Origin of the sequence: Lentzea terrae (assembly GCF_003265345.1) — a bacterium.
Classification (GTDB): Bacteria; Actinomycetota; Actinomycetes; order Mycobacteriales; family Pseudonocardiaceae; genus Lentzea; species Lentzea terrae.
On sequence record NZ_QFWW01000026.1, the window covers coordinates 227,192 to 249,427 of the forward strand.

Sequence of the window (22,236 nt, forward strand, 5' to 3'; positions counted from 1 at the left end):
CAAGCCAACCCGCACAGCCCGGAACCCCACCTGCGAGAATGGCCGACGTGAGCCTGCTGGGACCCGCCGAAGTACGCCGTCTGGCCGAAGAGCTGGACATCCGCCCGACCAAAAAACTGGGCCAGAACTTCGTGCACGACCCCAACACGGTCCGCAAGATCGTCACCGCAGCCGACCTCACAACCGACGACGTCGTCCTGGAAGTCGGCCCAGGCCTGGGCTCCCTGACTCTCGCCCTCCTTCCAGCCGCCAAGCAGGTCGTGGCAGTGGAGATCGACCCACCCCTGGCCAAACGGCTCCCGCAGACCGCGCAGGAGATGGACCCGGACAACGCGGCCAAACTGCAGGTAGTCCTCAAAGACGCCATGAAGGTCACCAAGGACGACCTGCCGGCCCAGCCCACGGCGATCGTCGCCAACCTGCCCTACAACGTCGCCGTCCCGGTGGTTCTGCACCTCCTCCACGAGCTGCCCACCCTCGAAAAAGGCCTCGTGATGGTCCAGGCCGAAGTGGCCGACCGGATGGCCGCGAAACCGGGCAGCAAGATCTACGGCGTCCCCAGCGTCAAGCTGGCCTGGTACGCGGAAGCCAAGAAGGCAGGCCCGGTAGGCAGAAACGTCTTCTGGCCGGCGCCCAACGTGGACAGCGGCCTGGTCTCCTTCCACCGTCACGAATCCCCGCTGTCCACAGTGGACAAGAAGAGGCTGTTCGCGATCGTCGACGCGGCCTTCGCGCAACGACGCAAAACCCTCAGGGCCGCCCTCAAGGGCTGGGCCGCGAACAGCAACGTCAACATCGACGAACTGCTCGAAAAGGCCGGCATCGATCCGCAGGCCAGGGGCGAGCAACTCAGCGTGATCGACTTCATCCGGATCGCGGAGGTCTAGGCCGGGGATCCATCGGCCATCGGTGTGATCTGTCGAACGAATCGGAATCTGGCTTGCGCAACCGAACGTCCGTCCGGTTCACTGAGAAAGCCATCCGGAGCGACCGAGAGACCTGGCTCTACGACGTCGCAGCAACCACCCGCTGGATGCGGGCAGGTGCTAACGCCAGGACCGATGGAGGATCACATGGGTACCACGCGAATGCTGACGCGCCGGCGAGTCGTCGACCAGTGCCGTCGCACCGCTTCTGCATGTCGTCGCCACCTCGTCTAAGGCGCCTTCTCAAAGTCCTTTGACGCGCTCTCGATCGAAGAGTGGCGCACACACCTGAGCAGAACTTCGACCGCGCACCCCGTCAAAAGGGTGGGCCGTCGCGCGCAGCCGTGGAGCAGAAGTGATCACTGTCGAAAACCTCACCAAGTCCTTCCAGGGTGTCAACGCCCTGAACGGCGTGACCCTCGACGTCGAGGCGGGCACCGTGCTCGGCGTCGTCGGCCCGAGCGGGGCCGGCAAGTCGACGCTCGCGCGCTGCGTTGCGCTGCTCGAGCGTCCTGACTCCGGTGCGATCCGGGTCGACGGCACGGACATCACCGCGCTGGACGGGTCGGCGCTGCGGGCCGCTCGCAGGCAGATCGGCGTTGTGCCGCAAGGGGATTCGCTGCTCCGGCAGCGCACTGCGGCCGGCAACATCGCGCTGCCGCTCGAGTCCGCCGGCATCCCCGGACCCCAGCGTCGCTCGCGGGTGGGCGAGCTGCTGGACCTCGTCGGCCTGACCGACAAGGCCGCCTCCTACCCGGACCAGCTCTCCGGCGGGCAGCGCCAGCGCATTGCCGTGGCGCGCGCACTCGCCGCCAACCCGTCGGTGCTCCTCGCCGACGAGCCCACCAGCGCCCTGGACCCGGAGACCACCGGTTCCGTGCTGACCGTGCTCGACCGTGCGCGCGCTGAGCTGGGTGTGACCGTTCTCGTCGTCACGCACGACATGGGCGTGGTCCGCAAGATCTGCGATGACGTCGCCGTGCTGGAGCAGGGCCGCGTCGTCGAGCACGGCAAGGTCCTCGACCTGGTCGGCGATGCCGGCAGCCGCACGAGCAGCGCGTTGCTGCCCGCCGTCGATCTCAACCCGATCAACGAGAGCAGCTACGACCGCGTCGCGGACGTCGTGCTCGTCGGGTTCGCCGCGGTCGGCGCGCTGCTGCCCGAGGCGTCGCACCGGTTCGGCGTCGAGCTGAACATCGTCGGTGGCGGTCTCACGCGGCTGGGCGAGACGCCGGTCGCGCGCTTCCGCCTCGGCCTGAACGGTGAGCGGTCCGACTCCGCGCTGGAGTGGATCGGCGAGGCCGGCGGCGCGGTGCAGAGGTCCCTGAAGGGGCCGCAGGGAGTAGCTGCGTGAGGTCTGCAACACCCTGGTCCGACGTGCTGAGCTACCTCGTCGAGGCCACCGGGGAGACGCTGTACATGGTCGGCGTCTCCACCGTGATCGCCACCGCTTTCGGAGTTCCCCTCGGGGTTTGGCTGCAGCTCACCGCCAAGGGTGGACTGCGGCCGAACGCCGCGGTGCACCGCGTTCTCGGCTTCATCACCGACCTGGGCCGCTCGATGCCGTTCATCGTGCTGCTCGTCGCGCTCACGTCGGTCACCCGCCTGATCGTCGGCGGATCCATCGGCAGCACAGCGGTCATCGTGCCGTTGGCGGTGGGTGCGATCCCGTTCGTCGGGCGGCTCGTGCAGAACATCCTGTCCGAGGTGCACGTGACCGTGGTCGAGGCCGCGGTGACGACCGGCGCCTCGACGCTCCGGATCGTGCGCTCAGTGCTGATCCGCGAGTCGTTGCCCGCGCTGATCAACGCCATCGGCGTCACCGTGATCGCCCTGATCGGGTACTCCGCCATGGCGGGCGTGATCGGCGGCGGTGGCCTCGGCGACCTCGCGATCCGCGAGGGCTACCAGCGCTTCAACGACCGGATCCTGTGGAGCACCGTGGCGTGGCTCGCCGTGCTCACGACGCTGATCCAGCTCGGCTTCACCCGTGCCGCCCGTGCGTCCGACCGGCGCCGGCACGCCACCGTCTGAACCACCCGTAATTCTCAAAAGGAACGTAATGCGTATTCGTGCTGCCCTGATCGCGGCTGCCCTGACCGTTTTGTCCGCTTGCTCCGCCGGCGGCGCGTCCTCTTCGGACACGCTGAAGGTCGGTGTCTCTCCCGTCCCGCACGCGCAGATCCTCAAGTACGTGGCCGACAACCTCGCCGCGCAGAAGGGTCTGAAGGTCGAGGTCGTCGAGTTCACCGACTACGTGCAGCCGAACACGGCGCTGGTCGACGGCTCGCTCGACGCCAACTACTTCCAGACCGTCCCGTACCTGGCGACCTTCACGAAGGAGAGCGGCGCCAAGGTCGACTGGGTCGCGCCCGTCCACGTCGAGCCGCTCGGCCTCTACTCCAAGAAGGCCAAGAAGCTCGACGAGTTGCCATCCGGGGCCAAGGTCGCGGTCGCGAACGACGCCACCAACGAGGCGCGCGGCCTGAAGCTGCTGGAGGCCAACGGACTGATCAAGCTCAAGGCCGTGGACCAGCCGACCGTGCGCGACATCGCGGAGAACCCCAAGAACCTGCAGTTCGTGCCGCTGGAGGCCGCTCAGCTGCCCCGTTCGCTGGAGGACACCGACGCGTCGGTGATCAACGGCAACTACGCCATCGACGCGGGCCTCAAGCCGGCCACGGACGCGCTCGCGCTGGAGAAGGCCGAGGGCAACCCGAACGCGAACGGTCTGGTCACCAGGACCGAGCTGAAGGACGACAAGCGCATCCGCGACCTGGCGGAGCTGCTCGGATCGCAGCAGGTCAAGGACTACATCAAGCAGACCTACAACGGCTCGGTCATCCCGGTTTGAGATTCCTGGTGACCGGGGGAGGAGTCCACGACTCCAGAACGCCCGTAGGCTGACATGGTGCTCGCAGTCGTTCCTCCTCCGGTCACGGTCCGCGTCCCGGCCAAGGTCAATCTGCACCTGGCCGTCGGTGACGTGCGCCCGGACGGCTACCACGACCTGGTGACGATCTTCCAGGCGCTCTCGCTGGTCGACGAGGTCACCGTCGCGGTAGCGGACGAACCAGGCGTCGAGGTCCACGGCGAGGGCGCCGACCAGGTGCCCACGGGAGCCTCGAACCTCGCCTGGCGCGCGGTTCGGCTGCTGGCGGCGCACGTGGGCAAGGACCCGGACGACCCCAAGGTCCGCGTCGTGATCCGCAAGGCCATCCCGGTCGCGGGCGGCATGGCGGGCGGCAGTGCGGACGCGGCGGCGACGCTCGTGGGCCTGTCCTCGTTGTGGCGGCTGGAGATCAGCCGCGACGAGCTCGCCGAGCTGGCCGGAAAGCTCGGCGCCGACGTGCCGTTCGCCCTGTACGGCGCGACCGCTTTGGGTACGGGCCGCGGCGAGCGGATCGTGCCGGTGCTCGGCCGCCACCAGTTCCACTGGGTGCTGGCGTTCGACCGGCGTGGACTGTCCACTCCGGACGTTTTCGACGAGCTGGACCGCCTGCGCGCAGAGGGAGATCCGCCGCGCGTCGGTGCGGTCGAGGCCGTGCTGGAGGGTCTGTCCTCTGGAGACCCGCGGCAGCTGGCTCTGCTGCTGGGCAACGACCTGCAGGCCGCCGCCGTGTCGTTGCGGCCGAACCTGCGCCGCACGCTCAGAGCCGGCGTCGACGCGGGTGCGCTGGCCGGCATCGTGTCCGGATCCGGCCCCACGACGGCTTTCCTGTGCGAGGACGGCGACACGGCGGTGCGGGTGGCCGCCGAGCTGGCCGGCGCGGGTGTGTGCCGGACGGTTCGCGTCGCGCACGGGCCGGTGCCCGGTGCGCGCGTGATCACCACCGAGGAGCCGAAGCCCACTCCTCCCGAGGTCCACGCTTAAGATCCTCTGGCTCCACGCGTGCCCCGGTGCGAAGCCCTCGTTCCAAGCGGGGGCGATCTCGAATTCTCGAGGCCCGCGTGGTCTTTACACAGGGGGTTGGCTTGGGCAGACGGCTGCAACGCGAGCTGTTCCGGCTGGTCGTGTCGGACCTGGTCGGTGCCGAGCCGAGCCTTTACGCCGCTCGCCTCGCCCACTACGTGCAACTGGTGCGCCGCAGCGCCGTCGCACACCCGGAGTGGACCGCCGCGCTGGTGCGCTGGACTCGCCACGAGGCCGGCCTCGGTTACACCGCCCGTGCGGGTGCCGCCGAGTTCCTCGCGGCGCGGCTCGCCGCCGGTCAGCACGGCATGTCCCGTCAGTTGATCGACTCGGTGCTGGTGGACCCGCTCGATCCCACCTGGCTGCTGTATTACTGGAACTACTTCCACGGGCGGGCGTTGCCGAAGCCGTTGAAGCGCGGCATCAGCGACGCGGTGCGCCGTCTCTACACCGAGCAGTCGGTGCGCGAGCACGATCACCTGGGGATGGGTCTCCGGTTCGGTGACGTGCTGAACCGCGTGCACCCGAAGCCGGTCGACGAGCGTCAGTCCGCGTTGTTCAGGGCCGTCCTCGACCGCCGCCACGACCGGAACGCCGAGGGCACCAGGTCAGGACCCCGAACGCCCGCACCCGTGCGGGAACTGCCCAGGCTGGCCGGCCACACGCTGGTGGTGGCCGACCAGCGCGCGGTCGAGCGGTACGACTTCGCCGGGACAGTCGACCTGGTGGCGAGCCGGTGCGAACGGGCAGAGGTCGTGCGGTGCTCGGACGACGTGGGCAAGGTCGTCCGCACGCGTTTCCGCGTCCTCTTCCGCCGCCACGACCGGGTCCTGGTCATCACCGAGGACCAGCAGCTCGACCGGCCGTTGAGCTGGTCGGTGCCCTGGCACGTGCCGCTGCACGTCTGGGACCTGAGCGACCAGGACACGCGGTGGGCCTCAGTGTCGCGGCGCCGGTACCGCTACCACGGCAGGAGCGACAACGCGGTGCGGGTCATTCCGCTCTTCGAGGCTGGTGAGCAGGGCCTTTGGCCTTGGTAGGTAGCCTTCAACAGGCAGTTTCTTACTAGTCGTGAGGTTTTGATGGCCAACCTGGTCAACCTGGAGTCCGTGTCGAAGTCGTTCGGCGTCCGGCCGCTGCTCGACGGCGTGTCGCTCGGCGTCAACGAAGGCGACCGGATCGGTGTCGTCGGCCTGAACGGCGGCGGCAAGACGACGCTGCTCGAGGTGCTGGCCGGGGTGGAACCCGCTGACGACGGCCGGGTGTCGCGGTCGCGTGATCTGCGGATGGCGGTCGTGACGCAGCGGACCGAGCTGCCGGAGGGCTCGACCGTGCGCAACGCGGTGATCGACCCGCTCGGGTTCGACGCCGAGCACGAGTGGGCGGCGGACGCCCGCGTGCGGTCCATTTTGGACGGGCTCGGGATCACGGCGCTGGGCCTGGACTCCGTGGTCTCCACGATGTCCGGTGGCGAGCGGCGGCGGGTCGCGCTGGCGGCCGCGTTGATCCAGGACCTCGAACTGCTGGTGCTGGACGAGCCGACGAACCACCTGGACGTCGAGGGTGTGCGGTGGCTCGCGGAGCACCTGCTGGCCCGCAAGTGTGCGCTGGTGGTCGTGACGCACGACCGGTGGTTCCTCGACACGGTCTGCAACCGCACGTGGGAAGTGGTGCTGGGCAAGGTCGAGCAGTACGAGGGCGGGTACGCCGACTGGATCTTCGCGCGCGCCGAGCGGCAGCGGCTCGCGGACGCGGCGGAGGAGAAGCGGCAGAACCTGGCCCGCAAGGAGCTCGCGTGGCTGCGCCGGGGTGCGCCCGCCCGCACGTCGAAGCCGCGCTACCGGATCGAGGCGGCCGAGGCGTTGATCGCGGACGTGCCGCCGGTGCGCGACACCGTCGAGCTGGTCGCGTTCGCCAAGAAGCGCTTGGGGCGCACGGTGATCGAGCTGGAGGACGTGACACTGTCCATTCCGGACCGCGTGCTCGTTCGCGATCTGACGTGGCGCATCGGGCCCGGCGAGCGGATCGGTCTGGTCGGCGTCAACGGTTCCGGCAAGACGACGTTGCTGCGGTTGCTGGCCGGTGAGCGGGAAACCGAGTCGGGCAAGCGGATCCAGGGCGCGACGGTGAAGATCGCGCACCTCTCCCAGGAGCTGCTCGACCTGAACGGGTCGATGCGCGTGCTGGAGGCGATCGAGGAGGTCGCACGCCGGGTCGTGCTCGGCAAGTACGAGATGTCGGCGTCGCAGCTGGGCGAGCGCTTCGGGTTCTCGTCGCAGAAGCAGTGGACGCCGGTGTCCGACCTGTCCGGTGGTGAGCGGCGGCGGTTGCAGCTGTGCCGGTTGCTGATGGCCGAGCCGAACGTGCTGCTGCTCGACGAGCCGACGAACGACCTGGACATCGACACGTTGCAGCAGCTGGAAGATCTGCTCGACTCGTGGCCGGGCACGCTCGTCGTGATCTCGCACGACCGGTACCTCGTCGAGCGCGTGTGCGACAAGGTCGTCGCGCTTTTCGGTGACGGCGGGCTGACCGATCTGCCCGGCGGGATCGAGGAGTACCTGAAGCGCCGGGACTCGTTGCGCGACAGGGAGAACGCTGCTGCTCCCGTTGCCGACAAGGCGCCGTCGAACGCCGCCGACCAGCGTGCCGCCCGCAAGGAGCTGGCGCGGTTGGAGCGGCGTCTCGAGGTGCTGCACAAGAAGGAAGCCGAGTTGCACGCCGCGCTCGCCGAAGCCGCGACCGATCCCGACAGGCTGCTGAAGCTCGACGCCGAGCTCCGTGCCGTGCTGGCGGAGGAAACCGACGTCGAGGCTCAGTGGATGGCCGCGGCCGAGGTGGTCGAGGGTTAACGCCCGCGGCGGCGCAGTTCGTTCGCGAGCTGGGGCAGCAGCTCGTCGATGAACGACGTGTCGTAGCCCTGGCCGGAAAGTAAGGCGTAGCTGAAGCGCGCCTTCATGACCTCTTCCGAGCTCGCGCCGAGCATGCCGTCGAGCGCGACGCCGATCTCCTCGAGCATCCGGTCGACCTGCGCGGTGCGGTAGCCGCGCTGGCCGGACGCCGCCTGCGGGATCCGCAGCTGGCGCAGGTCCTTCCACGACCGCACCTGCGGCATGCTGCGCACCGGTCCGGCGAGCTGCTGCTCGACCCGGCTGAGGAACGAGTCGACCTCGGACTCGTCGTAGCCACGCCGTCCGATGAGCGGACGGGAGAACCTGACGTCGCGGATGTCCTTGGCAGTCAGGTTGTCCTGCCCGCGCATCGTCGCCTCGATGCGGTCGAGGAAGGCGTCCACCTGGGACTCCTGGTAACCGCGACGGCCGCGGGGAGGGCGGTGGAACGCGACGTTGCGGACGTCGTTGGCGGTGAGCTTCGGCGCGTCGACGGCCTTGGGCTGCGCGGGCTGCTGGGCCGGCGGCAGCTGCTGGGGACGCGGCGGAGGCTGGGGACTGCGCTGCTGGGGCCGTTGCTGTTGCTGCGGCAGCTGCGTGGTCGGCGGCGTCCTGGGCGGCGTCTTGGGCGGCGGCGGTGCGGTTTCGAACATCAGCACGACCAGGTCGAGGAACGTGTCGACGTCTTCCTCGTCGTACCCGAAGGTGCCCGGCGCGGTCTCGCCGAACACCGCGTCCTGGATCTGTTGGGCGGTCAGGTTGTCCTGTCCGCGCAGGGTGGCCTCGATGCGGTCGAGGAACGCGTCGATCTGGCCTTCGTGGTAGCCGCGCGTGCCCGGTCTGGGCTTGTGGAAGCGCACCGCGGCCACGTCGTCCGGAGACAGCCGCACCGCGGGTCTGAGCGCCTGCGACGTGGCGTGCGCACCCAGAGCGGGCGCACCGGCCTGCTGGCGTTGCGGAGTGGACCGCAACGTGTCCGCCACGAGCTCCATGAAGACGTTGACCTCGTTGACGTCGTAACCCGGATCCCGGGTAGCGGTGCTGAACCTCACGTTCAGCACGTCCTCGCGCGTGAGGATGTCTTTGCTGCGCATGGTGCCCTCGACCCGGTCGAGAAATGCGTCCACCTCAGCTGCGTCGTACCCGCGCGCGCCCTTCGGGGGACGGTGGAACGCGACGAGGGCCACGTCCTGCGCGGAGAGCAGAGGTGCCGGATGCGCGGGTAGACGATGCTGCGCTCCGGGGCCGCCCCGATCCACCAATGACCTCCTCCTGCGTACCTGTACTGGGGAGTATCGCGTTTCGCGTGGCATAACGTTTCGCCCTGATGGACCAAACGGCGCCACTACGATCGCCAACATGAGTCAGTTCGTGGATGTGATGCTGGCGACGGCCGCAAACGGCCAGGGCAAGGGCATGACGACGGGTGAACCCGCCGCGCCCGTCCGCCGGACCTGGGCCGAGGTGCACGAACGCGCCCGGCGGATGGCCGGAGCGCTCGACGTGGCGCCGGGCACCGCGATCGCCGTGCTCGCCGCCGAACCAGCCGTGATCGCCCCAGCCGTGCAAGCTGCATGGCTGTGTGGTGGCAGCGTCACGATGTTGCATCAACCCACACCACGCACCGACCTGGCCGAGTGGGCCGAGGACACGCTGCGGGTGCTCGCCATGATCGAATCTCGCCTGGTCCTGCTCGGCAGCCCGTTTGACGCGCTGGCCTCGGTGCTGGACCAGCACGGCATTCCGTACCGCAAGCTCTCCGAGCTCGACGGCGAGCCGATCGCTCACCCTGTTCCCACTCCCGAGGATGCCACGGCACTGCTGCAGTTGACGAGTGGATCGACCGCCGATCCGAAGGCCGTTCGCATCACACATCGCAACCTGATGTCGAACGCCGAGGGTATGCGCATCGCGGCCGCGTTGGATCCAACGTCGGACGTAATGGTTTCCTGGCTGCCGCTGTTCCACGACATGGGCATGGTCGGGTTCCTGACCGTGCCGATGCTCTTCGGCCTGGAACTGGTCAAGGTGACGCCGGTCGACTTCCTGTCGCGTCCGACGCTGTGGGCCGACCTGATCACGCGCTATCGCGGCACGATCACCGCGGCGCCGAACTTCGCCTACGCGATCGTGGCTCGCCGGCTGGCTTCTTCGTCCGAGTCGTTCGATCTGTCCACGATGCGGCTGGCCCTGAACGGTGCCGAGCCGATCGATCCCGCCGCTGTGCAGGCTTTTGTGGATGCAGGGGCACGTTTCGGCTTGCGTCCCGAGTCGATCCTGGCGGCCTACGGGATGGCGGAGACCACGCTGGGTGTCGCGTTCGCGCCGCTGTTCACCGGGCTGTCGGTGGACGTCGTGGACGCCGACGCCGTCGAGGCCGACCGGCGGGCTGTGCCTGCTCCGGAGGGGCGCGGGTTCCCGTTGCTCGGGCCGCCGTTGCCGGGCCTGGAACTGCGGGTGGTCTCCGACTCGGGCGACGTGCTCGGCGTCCGGGACGTCGGTGAGCTGCAGATCCGCGGCGAGGCCGTGACGCCCGGCTACCTGACCGTGAACGGCCCGCTGGCCACGCAGGACGCCGAGGGCTGGCTCTCCACCGGCGACATCGGGTACGTGGTGGAGGACGGCCAGGTCGTCGTCTGCGGGCGGCGCAAGGACGTCATCATCATGGGCGGCCGCAACATCTATCCGACCGATGTGGAGCGTGCGGCCTGCTCGGTCGACGGTGTGCGGGCCGGCAACGCGGTCGCGGTGCGGCTGGACGCCGGGACGCAGCGGGAACGGTTCGCCGTCGTGGTGGAGTCGAAGCTCGCCGGGGACGCCGAGGCGGAGAAGTCGCTCGTGAAGGAAGTCACGGCGCGGGTGGTGGACGCGGTCGGGTTGCGGCCGTTCGCCGTCGTGGTGCAGCCGCCGGGGACGTTGCCGAAGACGCCTTCCGGCAAGCTTCGCCGGTCCGCGGCGGCCGCGTTGGTCTAGTAGAGGGCGTCGAGAGCCTCGACGATTTTGCGCAGCTCCCTCGCACTGCGGCGGGGGAGCCTGCACATCATGTGCTCAAGCTGTTCGCGAGCCCACAGGGCTTCCACGACGTCGTCGTCGAAGTAGGCCTCGTGCTGACGCAGCCATCGCCGGTGGCGCGGATTTCGCACGAAACTCGACCACTCGCGGAGGTACGAGTCGGAGGCGCGGTGGCGGCGCAGTTCGGCCAGCAGACGGGTCGAGGCACCGTCGAAGGGCAGGAGCTTGCCTCTGGGAGGCTCAGGGCGCCTACGCGGCATGGCCCTTTCGGTTGGTCATGCCACGATCCTACGGCTCAGTGGAAGGCGTTTTGGGCGGCTTCCAGGCCCTTGGTCACCAGCGCCTCGGTCGCGTCCGCCGCACGGTCGATCTCCAGCGCGAGCTGCTTGCGCTCCACAGTGGAGAAGTCCTTCAGCACGTAGTCGGCGGGGTCCTGGCGGCCCGGCGGACGGTCCACGCCGAAGCGGACGCGGTGGTAGTCCTTGGTGCCCAACGACTTCGTGATGGAGCGGAGGCCGTTGTGGCCGTTGTCGCCGCCGCCGAGCTTCATCCGGATCGCGGCGAACGGGAGGTCCAGCTCGTCGTGGATCACGACGATCAGGCTGGGCTTGAAGAACTTCGCGGCGCTGGAGACCGGGCCGCCGGAGAGGTTCATGAAGCTGCGCGGCTTGGCCAGGACCACCCGGTGGCCGGACAGGCGGCCCTCGACGATCTCGGCGCCGGACTTGTGGGCCTTGAACTTGCCGCCCACCCGCGCGGCCAGTTCGTCGAGCACCAGGAAGCCGATGTTGTGGCGGTTGCCCTCGTACTTGGGGCCCGGGTTGCCCAGGCCGACGATGAGGGCGAGGTCATCGTCCACGGAACCGCAACTCCTGCTCGAGATCGTCCAGCAACGCGTCCACGGCCTGCACCTGGTAACCCTTGCCCAGCAGGCCGGACGTGGTGCTGAACCGGGTGTTGCGGACCTCGGTCGAGGTCATGGCACCCCGGCCGTCCAGGTTGGCAGCGGCGCGGGCGATGAAGGCGTCGACTTCGGCGCGATCGTAGCCGGTGCCGACCTTCGGCAGCTTGCGGTTTTGCAGGTCCTCGCCGGTGGCCAGGCCCGTCGGCGGCACGATGCCGTTGCGGACCTGGAACTCGAGCAGGTGCAGCACGCCGTCGACGCTCAGCGGGTCGTAGCCGTTGGGGACCGTGGCGAACCTGACGGTGCGCACGTGGTCCGGGTTCAGGCGAATGCGGCCCGCCAGCGCGTCGGCGATGATCAGCATGAACTCGTTCACCTGGTCCGGGTCGTAGCCCTGCCGCTTGCGGCGGAAGGTCTTGGACCGGATCTCGGTCGGCCGCAGGTATGCAGACGGCGCGCCTCCCCCCTCGTGAGGGGGTGGCGCGCCGTCTGTGCGGCCCGACGTGATGGGGCTCAGCTTTCCTCGGTCGCCTCAGCGGCCGGCGCAGCCTCTTCACCCTCGAGCTGGGAGGCGGACGGTGCTTCGTTGACGGCGACGACCAGCGCCTCGGCGTCGGTGACCAGGACGGCGCCGGACGGCAGCGTCAGGTCGCTCGCGTGGATCTGGGTGCCGGCCGCGACGCCCGCGATCGACAGCTCGATCTGGTCCGGGATGTGCAGGGCCTCGGCCTCCACCGTGATGGTGGTGAGGTCCTGGGTCACCAGCGTGCCCGAGGCGGGCTCGCCGGAGATGACCAGCGGCACCTCGACGGTGACCTTCTCGCCGCGCTGGACGAGCAGCAGGTCGACGTGCTCGATGTAGTTCTTGATGGGGTGCGTGGTGACGGTCTTGGTCAGCGCCAGCTCGCTCCCGCCGTCGAGGGCGAGGGTGAGGACGGCGTTCTGACCGTGCTCGCGGACAACACGGGCGAACTCGAGCGCCGGCAGGGCCAGGTGCTTCGGGTCGGAACCGTGGCCGTAGAGCACCGCGGGGATCTTGCCGGCGCGACGGGTACGGCGGGCGGCGCCCTTGCCGAATTCGGTGCGCTGCTCAGCGGCGAGACGGACCTCGGACACGGTGGGGTACTCCTTACAAGTCTGGCCTTGTACGTCGGGGCGGTGCACAAGTTTCAGCGTTGGGGTGGTGGCCTGCGGCGGCGAGCAGCACGCGGAAAACGTCAACACGCGCGGCATCAAGCCACCGCGTCGATCACGCCGGACCGTTGAAGGCCCGCCCTCGCCGAGGCAACCCGACCAGTGTAGGTGAGCGAGGATCAAAGGCGCTAATCGGGGGTCCGTAGACCGCACGCGGGGCGCTTTCGCACTCACCTGGAGTACGAAAGCGCCCCGCGTGCGGTCAAAGCAGAGCGTCAGGCGTTGCCGTCGAACAGCGAGGTGACGGAGCCGTCTTCGAAGACTTCCTGGATCACGCGGGCCAGCAGCGGCGCGATCGACAGCACGGTCATGTTCGGGAACCGCTTCTCCGCCGGGATCGGCAGCGTGTCGGTGAACACGACCTCGCGGGCACCCGAGTCGCGCAGGCGCTCGGTGGCCGGGCCGGACAGGATGCCGTGCGTGGCGGCGATCACCACGTCGGCAGCGCCCTCGTTGAGCAGCTGCTTCACCGCGCCGGCGATCGTGCCGCCGGTGTCGACCATGTCGTCGATCACGATGCAGAGCCGGCCCTCGACCTTGCCGACCACGCGGTTCGAGACGACCTCGTTGGGCCGCAGCGGGTCACGGGTCTTGTGGATGAACGCGATGGGCGCGCCGCCCAGCGTGTCCGCCCACTTCTCGGCCAGCTTGGTGCGGCCGGCGTCGGGGGAGACGACGCAGAGCTCGTGGCCCGCGTACTTGCCGCGGATGTGGTCGGCCAGCAGGGGCATCGCCCACAGGTGGTCGACCGGGCCGTCGAAGAAGCCCTGGATCTGCGCGGTGTGGAGGTCGACCGACACCAGCCGGTCCGCGCCCGCGGTCTTGAACAGGTCCGCGACCAGGCGGGCCGAGATCGGCTCGCGGCCGCGGTGCTTCTTGTCCTGCCGGCCGTACGGGTAGTACGGCATGATCACGGTGATGCGCTTGGCCGAGGCGCGCTTCAGCGCGTCGACCATGATCAGCTGTTCCATCAGCCACTGGTTGATGGGGGCGGTGTGCGACTGGATGACGAAGGCGTCGCAGCCGCGCACGGACTCCTCGAAGCGGACGAAGATCTCGCCGTTCGCGAAGTCGTAGGCCTGCTGCGGGGTCACCGTGACGTTGAGGTGCTTCGCCACCTCTTCCGTCAGCTCTGGATAGGCGCGCCCACCGAAGAGCATCAGGTTCTTCTTCGGTGTGCCGGGCATCTGCGGGTTCACGGTCAGCGACCCTCCTCTGTCTTCTCGTCATTCTGCTGTGCGAGGGCAGCTGCCGCTGCCTGAGCTGCGGCGGTTCCTGGACGTCGGCTGATTACCCAGCCTTCGAGGTTGCGCTGCGGGCCTCCGGACACTGCGAGCGCGCCCGGCGGGACGTTGCGGCGCAGGACGGTGCCCGCGCCGGTGTAGACGCCGTCGCCCACCGTCACCGGCGCCACGAACATGTTGTCCGAGCCGGTGCGGCAGTGGGATCCGACGATCGTGCGGTGCTTCTTCACGCCGTCGTAGTTGACGGTCACCGAGGCGGCACCGATGTTGCTGTACTCGCCGATCGTGGCGTCGCCGATGTAGGAGAGGTGGGGGACCTTCGAGCCCTCGCCGATCGTCGAGTTCTTGGTCTCCACGAACGTGCCGATCTTGCCCTTCACGCCCAGCGACGTGCCGGGTCGCAAGTACGCGAACGGGCCGACGGAGGCGCCGTCGCCGATCTGCGAGTCGCTGCCGTGGGTCCGGACGACCTTGGCGCCCTCACCGACGGTCACGCCGGACAGCGTCGTGTCGGGACCGACGGTCGCCCGCGCACCGATCACCGTGCCCGCGCGGAGCTGCACGTTCGGCTCGATCAGCGCGTCCTGGCCGATCTGCACGTCCGCGTCCACCCAGGCCGACGACGGGTCGACGAACGTGACGCCCGCACGCATCAGGCCTTCGACGATCCGGCGGTTCATCTCGGCACCGACGGCGGCGAGCTGCACGCGGTCGTTGATGCCCTCGACGAGCCACGGGTCGGCCGCGATCAGCGCGCCCACGCGGCGGCCGTCGCCACGGGCGATGCCCAGCACGTCGGTCAGGTAGAGCTCGCCCTGCGCGTTGTCGGTCGACAGCCGCGACAGGCCGTCCCGCAGCACCGCGGCGTCGAACGCGTACACGCCGGAGTTGATCTCGTTGATCAGCTGCTCGGCGGCGGAAGCGTCCTTCTGCTCGACGATCCGCTGCACGGTGCCGTCCGCGGAGCGCACGATCCGGCCGTATCCGGTGGGGTTGTCCGCCACGGCCGTCAGCACGGTCACCGCGTTGCCCGCCGACGCGTGCTCGGCCAGCAGGGCCTTGAAGGTCTGCGTGTCGAGCAGTGGCACGTCGCCGTAGCTCACGATCACGGTGCCGGCGAGGTCGTGCGGCAGCTCGGCCAGGCCGCACGAGACCGCGTGCCCGGTGCCCTTCTGCTCGGCCTGCACGGCGACGGTGACCTTGCGGCCCAGCGCACCAGCCAGTGCTTCGAGGTGCTCGGTGACTGCTTCACGGCCGTGGCCGACGACGACGGCCAGGTGGTCGGGATCTGTGCCGGCCGCCGCGCGCACCGCGTGTTCCACGAGTGAACGTCCGGCGATCCGATGCAGCACCTTGGGCGTGGACGACCGCATGCGGGTGCCTTCCCCGGCGGCGAGCACGACCGTGCTGACAGGGCCCTCGAGCATCAATGCTCTCCCTAACAGGCTGGGTGGGTTCGAGTCCGCGGACCAGCCTAAGCCTCCGCAGAGGGCTCCCCCGCCACGGCCGCGACCTGGCAGCCGCCCTGGCGCTTCGCCACGTACATCGCCGAGTCGGCCCGGGACAGGGCCTGGTTGGCGGATTCGCGCGGGCGCAGCGAGATGACGCCGACCGACAGCGTCACCCCACGTGAGAGGTCGATTGGCAAGCCCGCCACGGCATCCACGGCCCGGCCGAGTGCTGCTTCCGCGGCGTGCAGAGGGGCTCCCGGCAGCAGCACCACGAACTCGTCGCCGCCATACCTGGCAACCATGTCGTCGCCGCGCAACGCCTGCCGGAGTGTGCTGGCAATCACCCGAAGAACATCATCACCCTCGGCATGCGAATGCCGGTCGTTGACGCCCTTGAAGCCGTCGAGGTCCACCAGGGCGATGGAGAACGGGTTGACCTGGCCGGCGATGAGCTCGCCCATCTTGTCGTCGAGCGCCCGGCGGTTAGGCAGCCCGGTCAGCGGGTCTTGCAACGCCTGCTGCGCTATCGCACCGTGCGCGCGCGTCAGCCGTTCGTGTTCGCGGCGGGTCGTGATCGTGGCGACGCGGGACTCCTGCATCGCCCACAGTTCGGCCTCCAGAGCCGCGTTGTACGCCTCCAGCGCCGACATCGTGTGCGGCCCACTCAGATGCGCGTACTCCCGCTCCAGCGACAACAGCAGCGACGGCTCCGACGTGTCGTGCTCCATCTGCGTGCGCGTGTCGCCGAGCACCTTCAGCGCGTCGTCCAGCCGGTTCGCCTCGACCAGGCACCTGGACAGCGCGATCGCGACGATGATCAGCTCCCGCGCGTACATCGACAGTCCGCGCAACGACCACAGCCGATCGAGGTGACTCTCGCTGGGATGCGTCAACGCGTGGGCGGCGCCGAGGATCGGCACCTGCTCGGCGGCGTCGAGGTCGCGCCGGCCGGGGTGCAGCGACTGCCGGAACGGCACCTCGGCGGCCTCGGCGAGCCCTGAGGCGACTCGGAACTGCTCGTGCGCTGCGTCGTGCAGATTCACCCGTTCGAGGCGCAAGCCCCAGCCGATCCGCAGCCGCGCCCTGTTCACCAGGTGCACGTAGATCTGGTGCGGCTGCCCGCTCTCGCGCAACGCGTTGTTCGCGCCGGCCAGCACGTCGTCGGCCATCTCGTACACGCCGAGTTGGGTGAGCACGAGCGCGATGTCCTGCAACGTCGAAGCAAGCAGCTGGTCCCACGTCCGCTTGTCGAACACCGGGTCGGCGTCTGGTTCCTCGTCGAGCATCATCGCGAGCGCCGCCGCGATCTCGGTCAGCGCCTTGTCCTCGGCGTTGGCCAGCAGGAACCGCCGGCCGCGCAACGCCCGTGCGTCCGCTTCCATCACCATCAGGCCGTGGCGGCGGCAGTGGCTGAGCATCTCGTCGAGCTGCGGGTCGGACATGTCGACGAGCCCTGGCGTCACCAGCCGGACCACGGCCGCGGCTCTGAGCAGCTGCGCGACGATGCGGGGCTCACCACGGCCCTGCGCCTCGGCGAGGATGTGGTCGATCTCGGAGGTCGCTTCCAGCTGCGCGGCGAGGTGGCTGCTCTGGGCCACGGCGACAAGCTCGCTCGCGCGGCCCACCAGCCACGCGTCGGACATCTCGTGATGGCGGTGGCCCACGTTGCCCTGCTCGTCGACCGTTTCCTCGGGCAGCTTCGCACCTCCCAAAGACCGCACAAGACACCCCGTGCCCAGGGGCTTGCTCCGCCACCAGGATTCGAACCTGGACCATCGGAACCAAAATCCGAGGTGCTGCCTTTACACCATGGCGGAACGGGCGGGCGCGCGCCCGTCCTGCGCACATGTTGTCACGAGACGTCCTCCTCTTGTCCAACCACCACTCATCCGGCTCAGCTCAAGATCACGGCTTCGCGCCGATTGACCTGGTCAGGAAGTCGCCGAGCGCATTTCGGTACGTGTCGGTCGCCACATTCCACCCCGACGTGTGGTCGGCGCCGGGGATCTCCACGTACTGCAGCGGCCACCCGAGCCCGGCCGCGGCGGTCGCCAGGTCGCGCGACGACTGGGTGGGCACGGTGCCGTCCGCGGAACCGTGGAAGAGCAGCGTCGGCGGCTTCAGCACGGGCGGGTTGCGGACCAGGTCGAACCGGTCGAAGTCGATGCCGGCGCGGAAGCCGGACACGAGCTCGGCGACCGGCGTGAGCCACGTCGGCACGCCCCGGTTCTCCGCCTGCAGGTTCAGCGTCTGCGTCCAGTTCGTGACGGGGGAGTCGAGCACGACACCGTTGACCGCCGCCGCGACGCTCGAACGCGCCAGCGTCTGGCCGACGATCGCGCCGCCCATCGACCAGCCGTAGAGCACGATCTTCTGCGCGCCCTGCGTCTGTGCGTACTTGATGGCCGCCTCGACGTCGCGCCACTCGGTGTCGCCGAGGTGGTAGAGACCGTCCGGCGACGCGGGCGCTCCGACGTCGTTGCGGTAGGTGATCAGCAAAACGGGCAATCCGGCACCGTGCAACTGAGGAACCACGCGCAACGCCTCTTCGCGGGACGCGCCCCGCCCGTGCACGGTGATGACCCACGTGTCGTTCTTCGCCGCGGGCACGAACCACGCGGGCATCTCGCCGAGTTCGGACGGCACCCTGACCTCGCTGTACACCAGACCCAGCGTGGTCTTCGGGTTGCCTTCGTAGACGTCGGTCTCGATGCGCACCTTGGTGCCGTCGGGCGGCGGGTTGCCCTCCAGCAGCGGACGTTCGACGCGACCGTCCTTCGCCGCCGCGATGTCACCGACCTTCGCGGCGCCGCCTGGCCAGACGATGCCGAACGTGCCGCGTTGCAGCGTGAGCTTGGATTCGGCCAGCACGAGGTTCTTGTCGTCCACGCCGAGCGCGGTCTCGGGGAAGCGCTGCGGCACTTCCTCCGGTTCGAGCAGCTCACCGCTGTAGTACCAGCCGATGCCGCCCAGGCCGACCGTGACCAGCACGAGCAGGGCGAGCAACGAGGTCACGGTGATCCGGGTGATCTTGCGTCTGGCCATCACCCGATGATGCCGGGTCATGGTCTCGATTCCAGGCGACACAGCGTGACGAACCTGAGAACTGGCCGCGAGTTCGCCCGAGTTTCCACGTGAGTCTGGCGAAGTAGGTGGACCTAACTTACGCTTCCGTAAGTTACGGTTGCGTAGGTACGTCATCCCTCGACCCCCCAGAGGTATCCGTATGACCACGACGATGAACCCGTCTGCCGACCAGGGCCCGAAACCGTTGTTCGACGGGCGACGCAGTCATGCCGAGCAGTCCGGTGTGTACGTGTTCGTCATCGTTCCCTTCCTCGCTCTGCTGGCCGCCGTCCCGTTCGCGTGGGGCTGGGGACTGGGCTGGGTCGACGTGGCGCTCTTCGTCGCCTTCTACTACCTCGCCGGCCTCGGCGTGACGATCGGCTACCACCGGTACTTCACCCACGGCTCGTTCAAGGCCAACCGCGCCCTGAAGATCGGCCTGGCCATCGCCGGCTCGATGGCGCTGCAGGGCCCGGTGATCGACTGGGTGGCCGACCACCGTCGCCACCACGCGTTCTCGGACCGCGAGGGCGACCCGCACTCGCCGTGGCTCTTCGGCACCGGTCCGGCCGCGCTGGCCAAGGGTTTCTGGCACTCCCACATGGGCTGGCTGTTCGACCGCGACAAGACCAACCACAAGCGCTTCGCCCCGGACCTGATGGCCGACAAGGACATCGTGTGGGTCGACAAGCTGTTCGTGCTGTGGACGACGATCTCGCTGGCCCTGCCCGGCGTGCTGGGCGGCCTGATCACGTGGTCCGTCTGGGGCGGCGTGACGGCGTTCTTCTGGGCCGGCCTGGTCCGCGTCGCGTTCCTGCACCACGTCACGTGGTCGGTCAACTCGATCTGTCACATGGTCGGCGACCGCCCGTTCGCCGCGCGCGACCGTTCCGCCAACGTCTGGGCGCTGGCGATTTTGAGCTTTGGCGAGTCGTGGCACAACCTGCACCACGCCGACCCGACCTCCGCGCGGCACGGTGTGAAGCGCGGCCAGATCGACATCTCCGCCCGCCTGATCTGGATGTTCGAGAAGTTCGGCTGGGCTTGGAACGTGCGCTGGCCGAGTGAGCAGCGGCTGGCCAGGATCACAGTCAAGAAGTAGGCCCCGTACGCTGACGAGGGTGACCAGGGTCAGGATGACGGGCAAGGAACGCCGAGAGCAGCTCCTGGACGTCTCCCGCTCCCTGTTCGCCGAGAAGGGCTTCGAGGCCACCTCGATCGAGGAGATCGCGCACCGCGCGAGCGTGTCGAAGCCCGTGGTCTACGAACACTTCGGTGGCAAGGAAGGCATTTACGCCGTCGTTGTCGACCGGGAGATGCAGCGCTTGATGGATCAGATCGTCGTGGCGCTGGACGGCGGCAGCCACCCTCGGGAGCTGCTGGAACACGCCGCCTGCGCGCTGCTCGACTACATCGAGGGCTCGACGGACGGGTTCCGCATTCTGGTGCGGGACTCGCCCGTCGCTTCGTCTTCCGGCACGTTCTCGTCGCTGCTGAACGACATCGCCTCGCAGGTCGAGCACATCCTCGGCGTGCACTTCGCCAAGCAGGGCTACGACCGCAAGCTCGCCGCGCTGTACGCGCAGGCGCTGGTCGGCATGGTCGCGCTGACCGGCCAGTGGTGGCTCGAGGCGCGCAAGCCGAAGAAGGACGAGGTCGCGGCCCACCTGGTCAACCTCGCCTGGAACGGCCTCTCGGCGATGGAGCACAAGCCCCGGCTGCGCAGCCGTTCGTGAGCTGCCCGGCGATCGCGGAAACGGTATGGGCGCCCTGGAGCGATGTATCCAGGTGTCCGGGCCGTTCGTCGAGGGGTCGAGCGGCACGATGAAGTCGGTGCCGGGGTGCGTCGCAACGCACCCCGCGCGACCTCACGCACCTCCGGTGAGCCGCAGCAGCTTGTCGTTGGAGCCGTTCGACGTCGTGAGGTAGAGCGACCCGTCCGGCGCGGTGCGGGCGGCCCGCAGCCGTCCGAACCTGTCGTCGAGCTCCGCCGGGATGCTGACGTTCTGCACCTTGCCCTGCGGGTCCAGCGTGAACAGCAGCAGCTTCGACCCCTTGAGCGCGGTGATCGCGAGCTTGCCGTTCCAGAACGCCGCCTGGCAGATCGCCTCGGTGGGCGACCCGGACGACCACACGGCCGGCACCGCGTCGGGGAAGCGCTCCAGGTCGGTCATCGGCACGTCCTCGTCATACCCGCCCTGCGTGCCGCCCTTGGACGGGTCCCACCCGTAGTTGGCGCCCTTCTTGAGCAGGTTGACCTCGTCGTCGACGGCCGGCCCGTGCTCGCTGGAGAACGCCTGGTCGGTGCCCGGCCGGAACACCACGCCCTGCACGTTGCGGTGCCCGTAGGTGTAGACCCGGCGCTCGTTGGCGTTGTTGCTGCTCGCGAACGGGTTGTCCTTGGCGCCCTCGCCGGTCTCGGGGTCGATCCGCAGCACCTTGCCGCCGAGGCTCGTCTTGTCCTGCGGGTTGCGCCCCTGCGCGATGTCACCCGTCGCCACGAACATGGTCCCGTCCGGCCCGAGCGTGGGCCGGCACCCGGAGTGCCTGCCGCTCGGGTTCGACGGCATGCCGGTGACCAGGTCCTTGGTCTTGGTCGCCTTGGTGCCGTCGAGGCGGAACGTCACCAGCCGCACGTCCCTGACTGTGTTGTAGCAGGCGGTGAACCGCTGGCCGTCGGGGTGGATCACCAGCCCCATCAGCCCGCCCTCGCCGCGCACCTGCACGTCGGAGAGGTCGATGTCGACCTCGGTGACCTGGCCGTTCTTGACGAGCTTGATCCGGCCAGGGCGTTCGGTGACGAGCATCGAGCCGTCGTTGAGGAACCCGATGTCCCAGGCGTGCTCCAGGCCAGTGGCGATCTCCTCGACCTTCAGGCCCTGCGGCGCCGGTGCCTTCGACGGCGCGGTGCCGCCCGGTTCCGGACTGGAGCAGGCCGCGACCATCAGCACCGACACAGCAACGAGTGCGCGCATGTCCTAACTATGCGTTTGGTGCCGTGGAGGTTCCGTAAGGCCGCTCAACGGGCAGCAGTGCGCGCGCTGCATCCAGATCTCGTGCGCGCACCTTCTCGTGGATCTGCCTGGCCAACGGCGTGACGTCGGTGATGCTGACCGTCCACTCGTTGACGTACATGTCGACGGCTTCCCGCGTCAGGCCGATCTGGATCGACCTGTGCGGCAGGGCTTCGTGGTTCATGCCGCGTTCCGGATCCCACTGCACGCGCACGGCGGGTTTGCCCTTGATGTTGCTCTCGACGGCGTGCGCGACCGCCCAGTCGAACCCCTCGCGGGTGATCCGCACGGCGAGCACGTGCTCCTGGTCTTCTTTCCGGGCGTACCCGCACCCGCAGATCAACGACCTGATGGTTTTTTCCGCGTTGCAGCGAGTGCACGGTTTCGACCTCGTGTGGACCGACGTGGAGCGCACGACGGTGCGGCACGGGGGTTCCGCGGCGTACGTGCACTCGTTGGGCGACCTCCGGCAGGCCCTCGCGACCTGGCAGGACGACTGCCGCAACTACGACGCCGACCCCGCCGGGTACGTCCAGCGCAAGAGGGAAGCGGCGCGCGCGGCTGCTCAGCGCGACCGTTAGCGGTCACCCTATAAGGGTTCGCCGAACGAGCTATGGTGGG

General features: G+C 68.9%; 22 protein-coding genes, 1 tRNA gene and 1 riboswitch. Of the genes, 11 read left to right on the forward strand and 12 right to left on the reverse strand.

The window, feature by feature from the left end; all coding sequences use genetic code 11:
- Positions 1-38 precede the first annotated feature (38 nt).
- The 7 genes from rsmA to DI276_RS32710 all read left to right on the forward strand — a co-directional run bounded on the left by rsmA (position 39) and on the right by DI276_RS32710 (position 7,691).
- Positions 39-887 carry a 16S rRNA (adenine(1518)-N(6)/adenine(1519)-N(6))-dimethyltransferase RsmA gene (gene rsmA / locus DI276_RS32680; RefSeq protein ID WP_112270555.1) on the forward strand — a complete coding sequence of 283 codons (849 nt, stop codon included), beginning with the start codon at positions 39-41 and terminating at the stop codon, positions 885-887.
- An 87-nt stretch (positions 888-974) separates the two neighbouring features.
- Positions 975-1,068, forward strand: a riboswitch (SAM riboswitch).
- Positions 1,069-1,281: 213 nt separating this feature from the next.
- A complete protein-coding gene (locus tag DI276_RS32685; RefSeq protein ID WP_112270558.1) occupies positions 1,282-2,280 on the forward strand; it encodes a methionine ABC transporter ATP-binding protein in 999 nt (332 codons plus the stop codon).
- Entirely contained in the window at positions 2,277-2,960 is a 684-nt protein-coding gene (locus tag DI276_RS32690; RefSeq protein WP_112270560.1) for a methionine ABC transporter permease, read from the forward strand. The genes DI276_RS32685 and DI276_RS32690 overlap by 4 nt, the downstream gene beginning before the upstream one ends.
- A gap of 28 nt (positions 2,961-2,988) precedes the next feature.
- On the forward strand, positions 2,989-3,780 hold the full coding sequence (locus DI276_RS32695; RefSeq protein ID WP_112270562.1) for a MetQ/NlpA family ABC transporter substrate-binding protein: 792 nt from the start codon (positions 2,989-2,991) through the stop codon (positions 3,778-3,780).
- 54 nt (positions 3,781-3,834) lie between these two features.
- A complete protein-coding gene (locus DI276_RS32700) occupies positions 3,835-4,800 on the forward strand; it encodes a 4-(cytidine 5'-diphospho)-2-C-methyl-D-erythritol kinase (protein WP_198681047.1) in 966 nt (321 codons plus the stop codon).
- Between the two features lie 101 nt (positions 4,801-4,901).
- Positions 4,902-5,879 carry a hypothetical protein gene (locus DI276_RS32705; RefSeq protein WP_112270564.1) on the forward strand — a complete coding sequence of 326 codons (978 nt, stop codon included), beginning with the start codon at positions 4,902-4,904 and terminating at the stop codon, positions 5,877-5,879.
- Positions 5,880-5,921: 42 nt separating this feature from the next.
- On the forward strand, positions 5,922-7,691 hold the full coding sequence (locus DI276_RS32710; RefSeq protein ID WP_112270566.1) for an ABC-F family ATP-binding cassette domain-containing protein: 1,770 nt from the start codon (positions 5,922-5,924) through the stop codon (positions 7,689-7,691).
- On the opposite strand, the gene DI276_RS53125 is transcribed toward DI276_RS32710, so the two are convergent.
- Entirely contained in the window at positions 7,688-8,989 is a 1,302-nt protein-coding gene (locus DI276_RS53125; protein ID WP_269814315.1) for a DivIVA domain-containing protein, read from the reverse strand. The genes DI276_RS32710 and DI276_RS53125 overlap by 4 nt on opposite strands.
- A 100-nt stretch (positions 8,990-9,089) precedes the next feature.
- On the opposite strand from DI276_RS53125, the gene DI276_RS32730 reads away from it, so the two are divergent.
- Positions 9,090-10,703, forward strand: coding sequence for a fatty acyl-AMP ligase (locus DI276_RS32730; RefSeq protein WP_112270568.1), 1,614 nt, complete (start codon positions 9,090-9,092; stop codon positions 10,701-10,703).
- On the opposite strand, the gene DI276_RS32735 is transcribed toward DI276_RS32730, so the two are convergent.
- The 9 genes from DI276_RS32735 to DI276_RS32775 form a co-directional block, all read right to left on the reverse strand.
- Positions 10,700-11,002, reverse strand: coding sequence for a hypothetical protein (locus DI276_RS32735; protein WP_112270571.1), 303 nt, complete (start codon positions 11,000-11,002; stop codon positions 10,700-10,702). The genes DI276_RS32730 and DI276_RS32735 overlap by 4 nt on opposite strands.
- 35 nt (positions 11,003-11,037) lie before the next feature.
- Complete coding sequence (gene pth, locus DI276_RS32740; protein ID WP_112270573.1) at positions 11,038-11,601, reverse strand: aminoacyl-tRNA hydrolase; 564 nt, start codon at positions 11,599-11,601, stop codon at positions 11,038-11,040.
- On the reverse strand, positions 11,591-12,154 hold the full coding sequence (locus DI276_RS32745; protein ID WP_232837120.1) for a DivIVA domain-containing protein: 564 nt from the start codon (positions 12,152-12,154) through the stop codon (positions 11,591-11,593). Before DI276_RS32745 ends, pth begins: the two co-directional genes overlap by 11 nt.
- Positions 12,155-12,159: 5 nt before the next feature.
- Positions 12,160-12,762: a 50S ribosomal protein L25/general stress protein Ctc gene (locus tag DI276_RS32750; RefSeq protein WP_112270577.1), complete on the reverse strand. Its 603-nt coding sequence runs from the start codon at positions 12,760-12,762 to the stop codon at positions 12,160-12,162.
- Positions 12,763-13,055: 293 nt separating this feature from the next.
- The gene (locus DI276_RS32755) at positions 13,056-14,027 is read right to left on the reverse strand and encodes a ribose-phosphate diphosphokinase (protein WP_198681083.1); all 972 of its coding nucleotides are present in this window, start codon (positions 14,025-14,027) and stop codon (positions 13,056-13,058) included.
- A 14-nt stretch (positions 14,028-14,041) separates the two neighbouring features.
- Entirely contained in the window at positions 14,042-15,511 is a 1,470-nt protein-coding gene (gene glmU / locus DI276_RS32760) for a bifunctional UDP-N-acetylglucosamine diphosphorylase/glucosamine-1-phosphate N-acetyltransferase GlmU (protein ID WP_112270582.1), read from the reverse strand.
- A gap of 47 nt (positions 15,512-15,558) precedes the next feature.
- The gene (locus DI276_RS32765) at positions 15,559-17,256 is read right to left on the reverse strand and encodes a GGDEF domain-containing protein (protein WP_232837071.1); all 1,698 of its coding nucleotides are present in this window, start codon (positions 17,254-17,256) and stop codon (positions 15,559-15,561) included.
- Positions 17,257-17,281: 25 nt separating this feature from the next.
- Positions 17,282-17,352 (reverse strand) — tRNA-Gln (locus tag DI276_RS32770).
- Positions 17,353-17,440: 88 nt separating this feature from the next.
- A complete protein-coding gene (locus DI276_RS32775; protein ID WP_112270584.1) occupies positions 17,441-18,580 on the reverse strand; it encodes an alpha/beta hydrolase family protein in 1,140 nt (379 codons plus the stop codon).
- Between the two features lie 181 nt (positions 18,581-18,761).
- Between DI276_RS32775 and DI276_RS32780 the strand changes: the two genes are divergently transcribed.
- Complete coding sequence (locus tag DI276_RS32780; RefSeq protein ID WP_112270586.1) at positions 18,762-19,703, forward strand: acyl-CoA desaturase; 942 nt, start codon at positions 18,762-18,764, stop codon at positions 19,701-19,703.
- 34 nt (positions 19,704-19,737) lie between these two features.
- On the forward strand, positions 19,738-20,337 hold the full coding sequence (locus DI276_RS32785) for a TetR/AcrR family transcriptional regulator (RefSeq protein WP_112270588.1): 600 nt from the start codon (positions 19,738-19,740) through the stop codon (positions 20,335-20,337).
- A gap of 132 nt (positions 20,338-20,469) precedes the next feature.
- On the opposite strand, the gene DI276_RS32790 is transcribed toward DI276_RS32785, so the two are convergent.
- Together DI276_RS32790 and DI276_RS32795 are read right to left on the reverse strand one after the other, a co-directional pair.
- Positions 20,470-21,576: a PQQ-dependent sugar dehydrogenase gene (locus DI276_RS32790; RefSeq protein WP_112270590.1), complete on the reverse strand. Its 1,107-nt coding sequence runs from the start codon at positions 21,574-21,576 to the stop codon at positions 20,470-20,472.
- A 7-nt stretch (positions 21,577-21,583) separates the two neighbouring features.
- Positions 21,584-21,958: a DUF4291 family protein gene (locus tag DI276_RS32795; protein ID WP_232837072.1), complete on the reverse strand. Its 375-nt coding sequence runs from the start codon at positions 21,956-21,958 to the stop codon at positions 21,584-21,586.
- A gap of 7 nt (positions 21,959-21,965) precedes the next feature.
- Here DI276_RS32795 and DI276_RS52555 point away from each other — a divergent pair, with 7 nt between their 5' ends.
- A complete protein-coding gene (locus DI276_RS52555) occupies positions 21,966-22,196 on the forward strand; it encodes a hypothetical protein (RefSeq protein ID WP_232837073.1) in 231 nt (76 codons plus the stop codon).
- Positions 22,197-22,236: the final 40 nt, after the last annotated feature.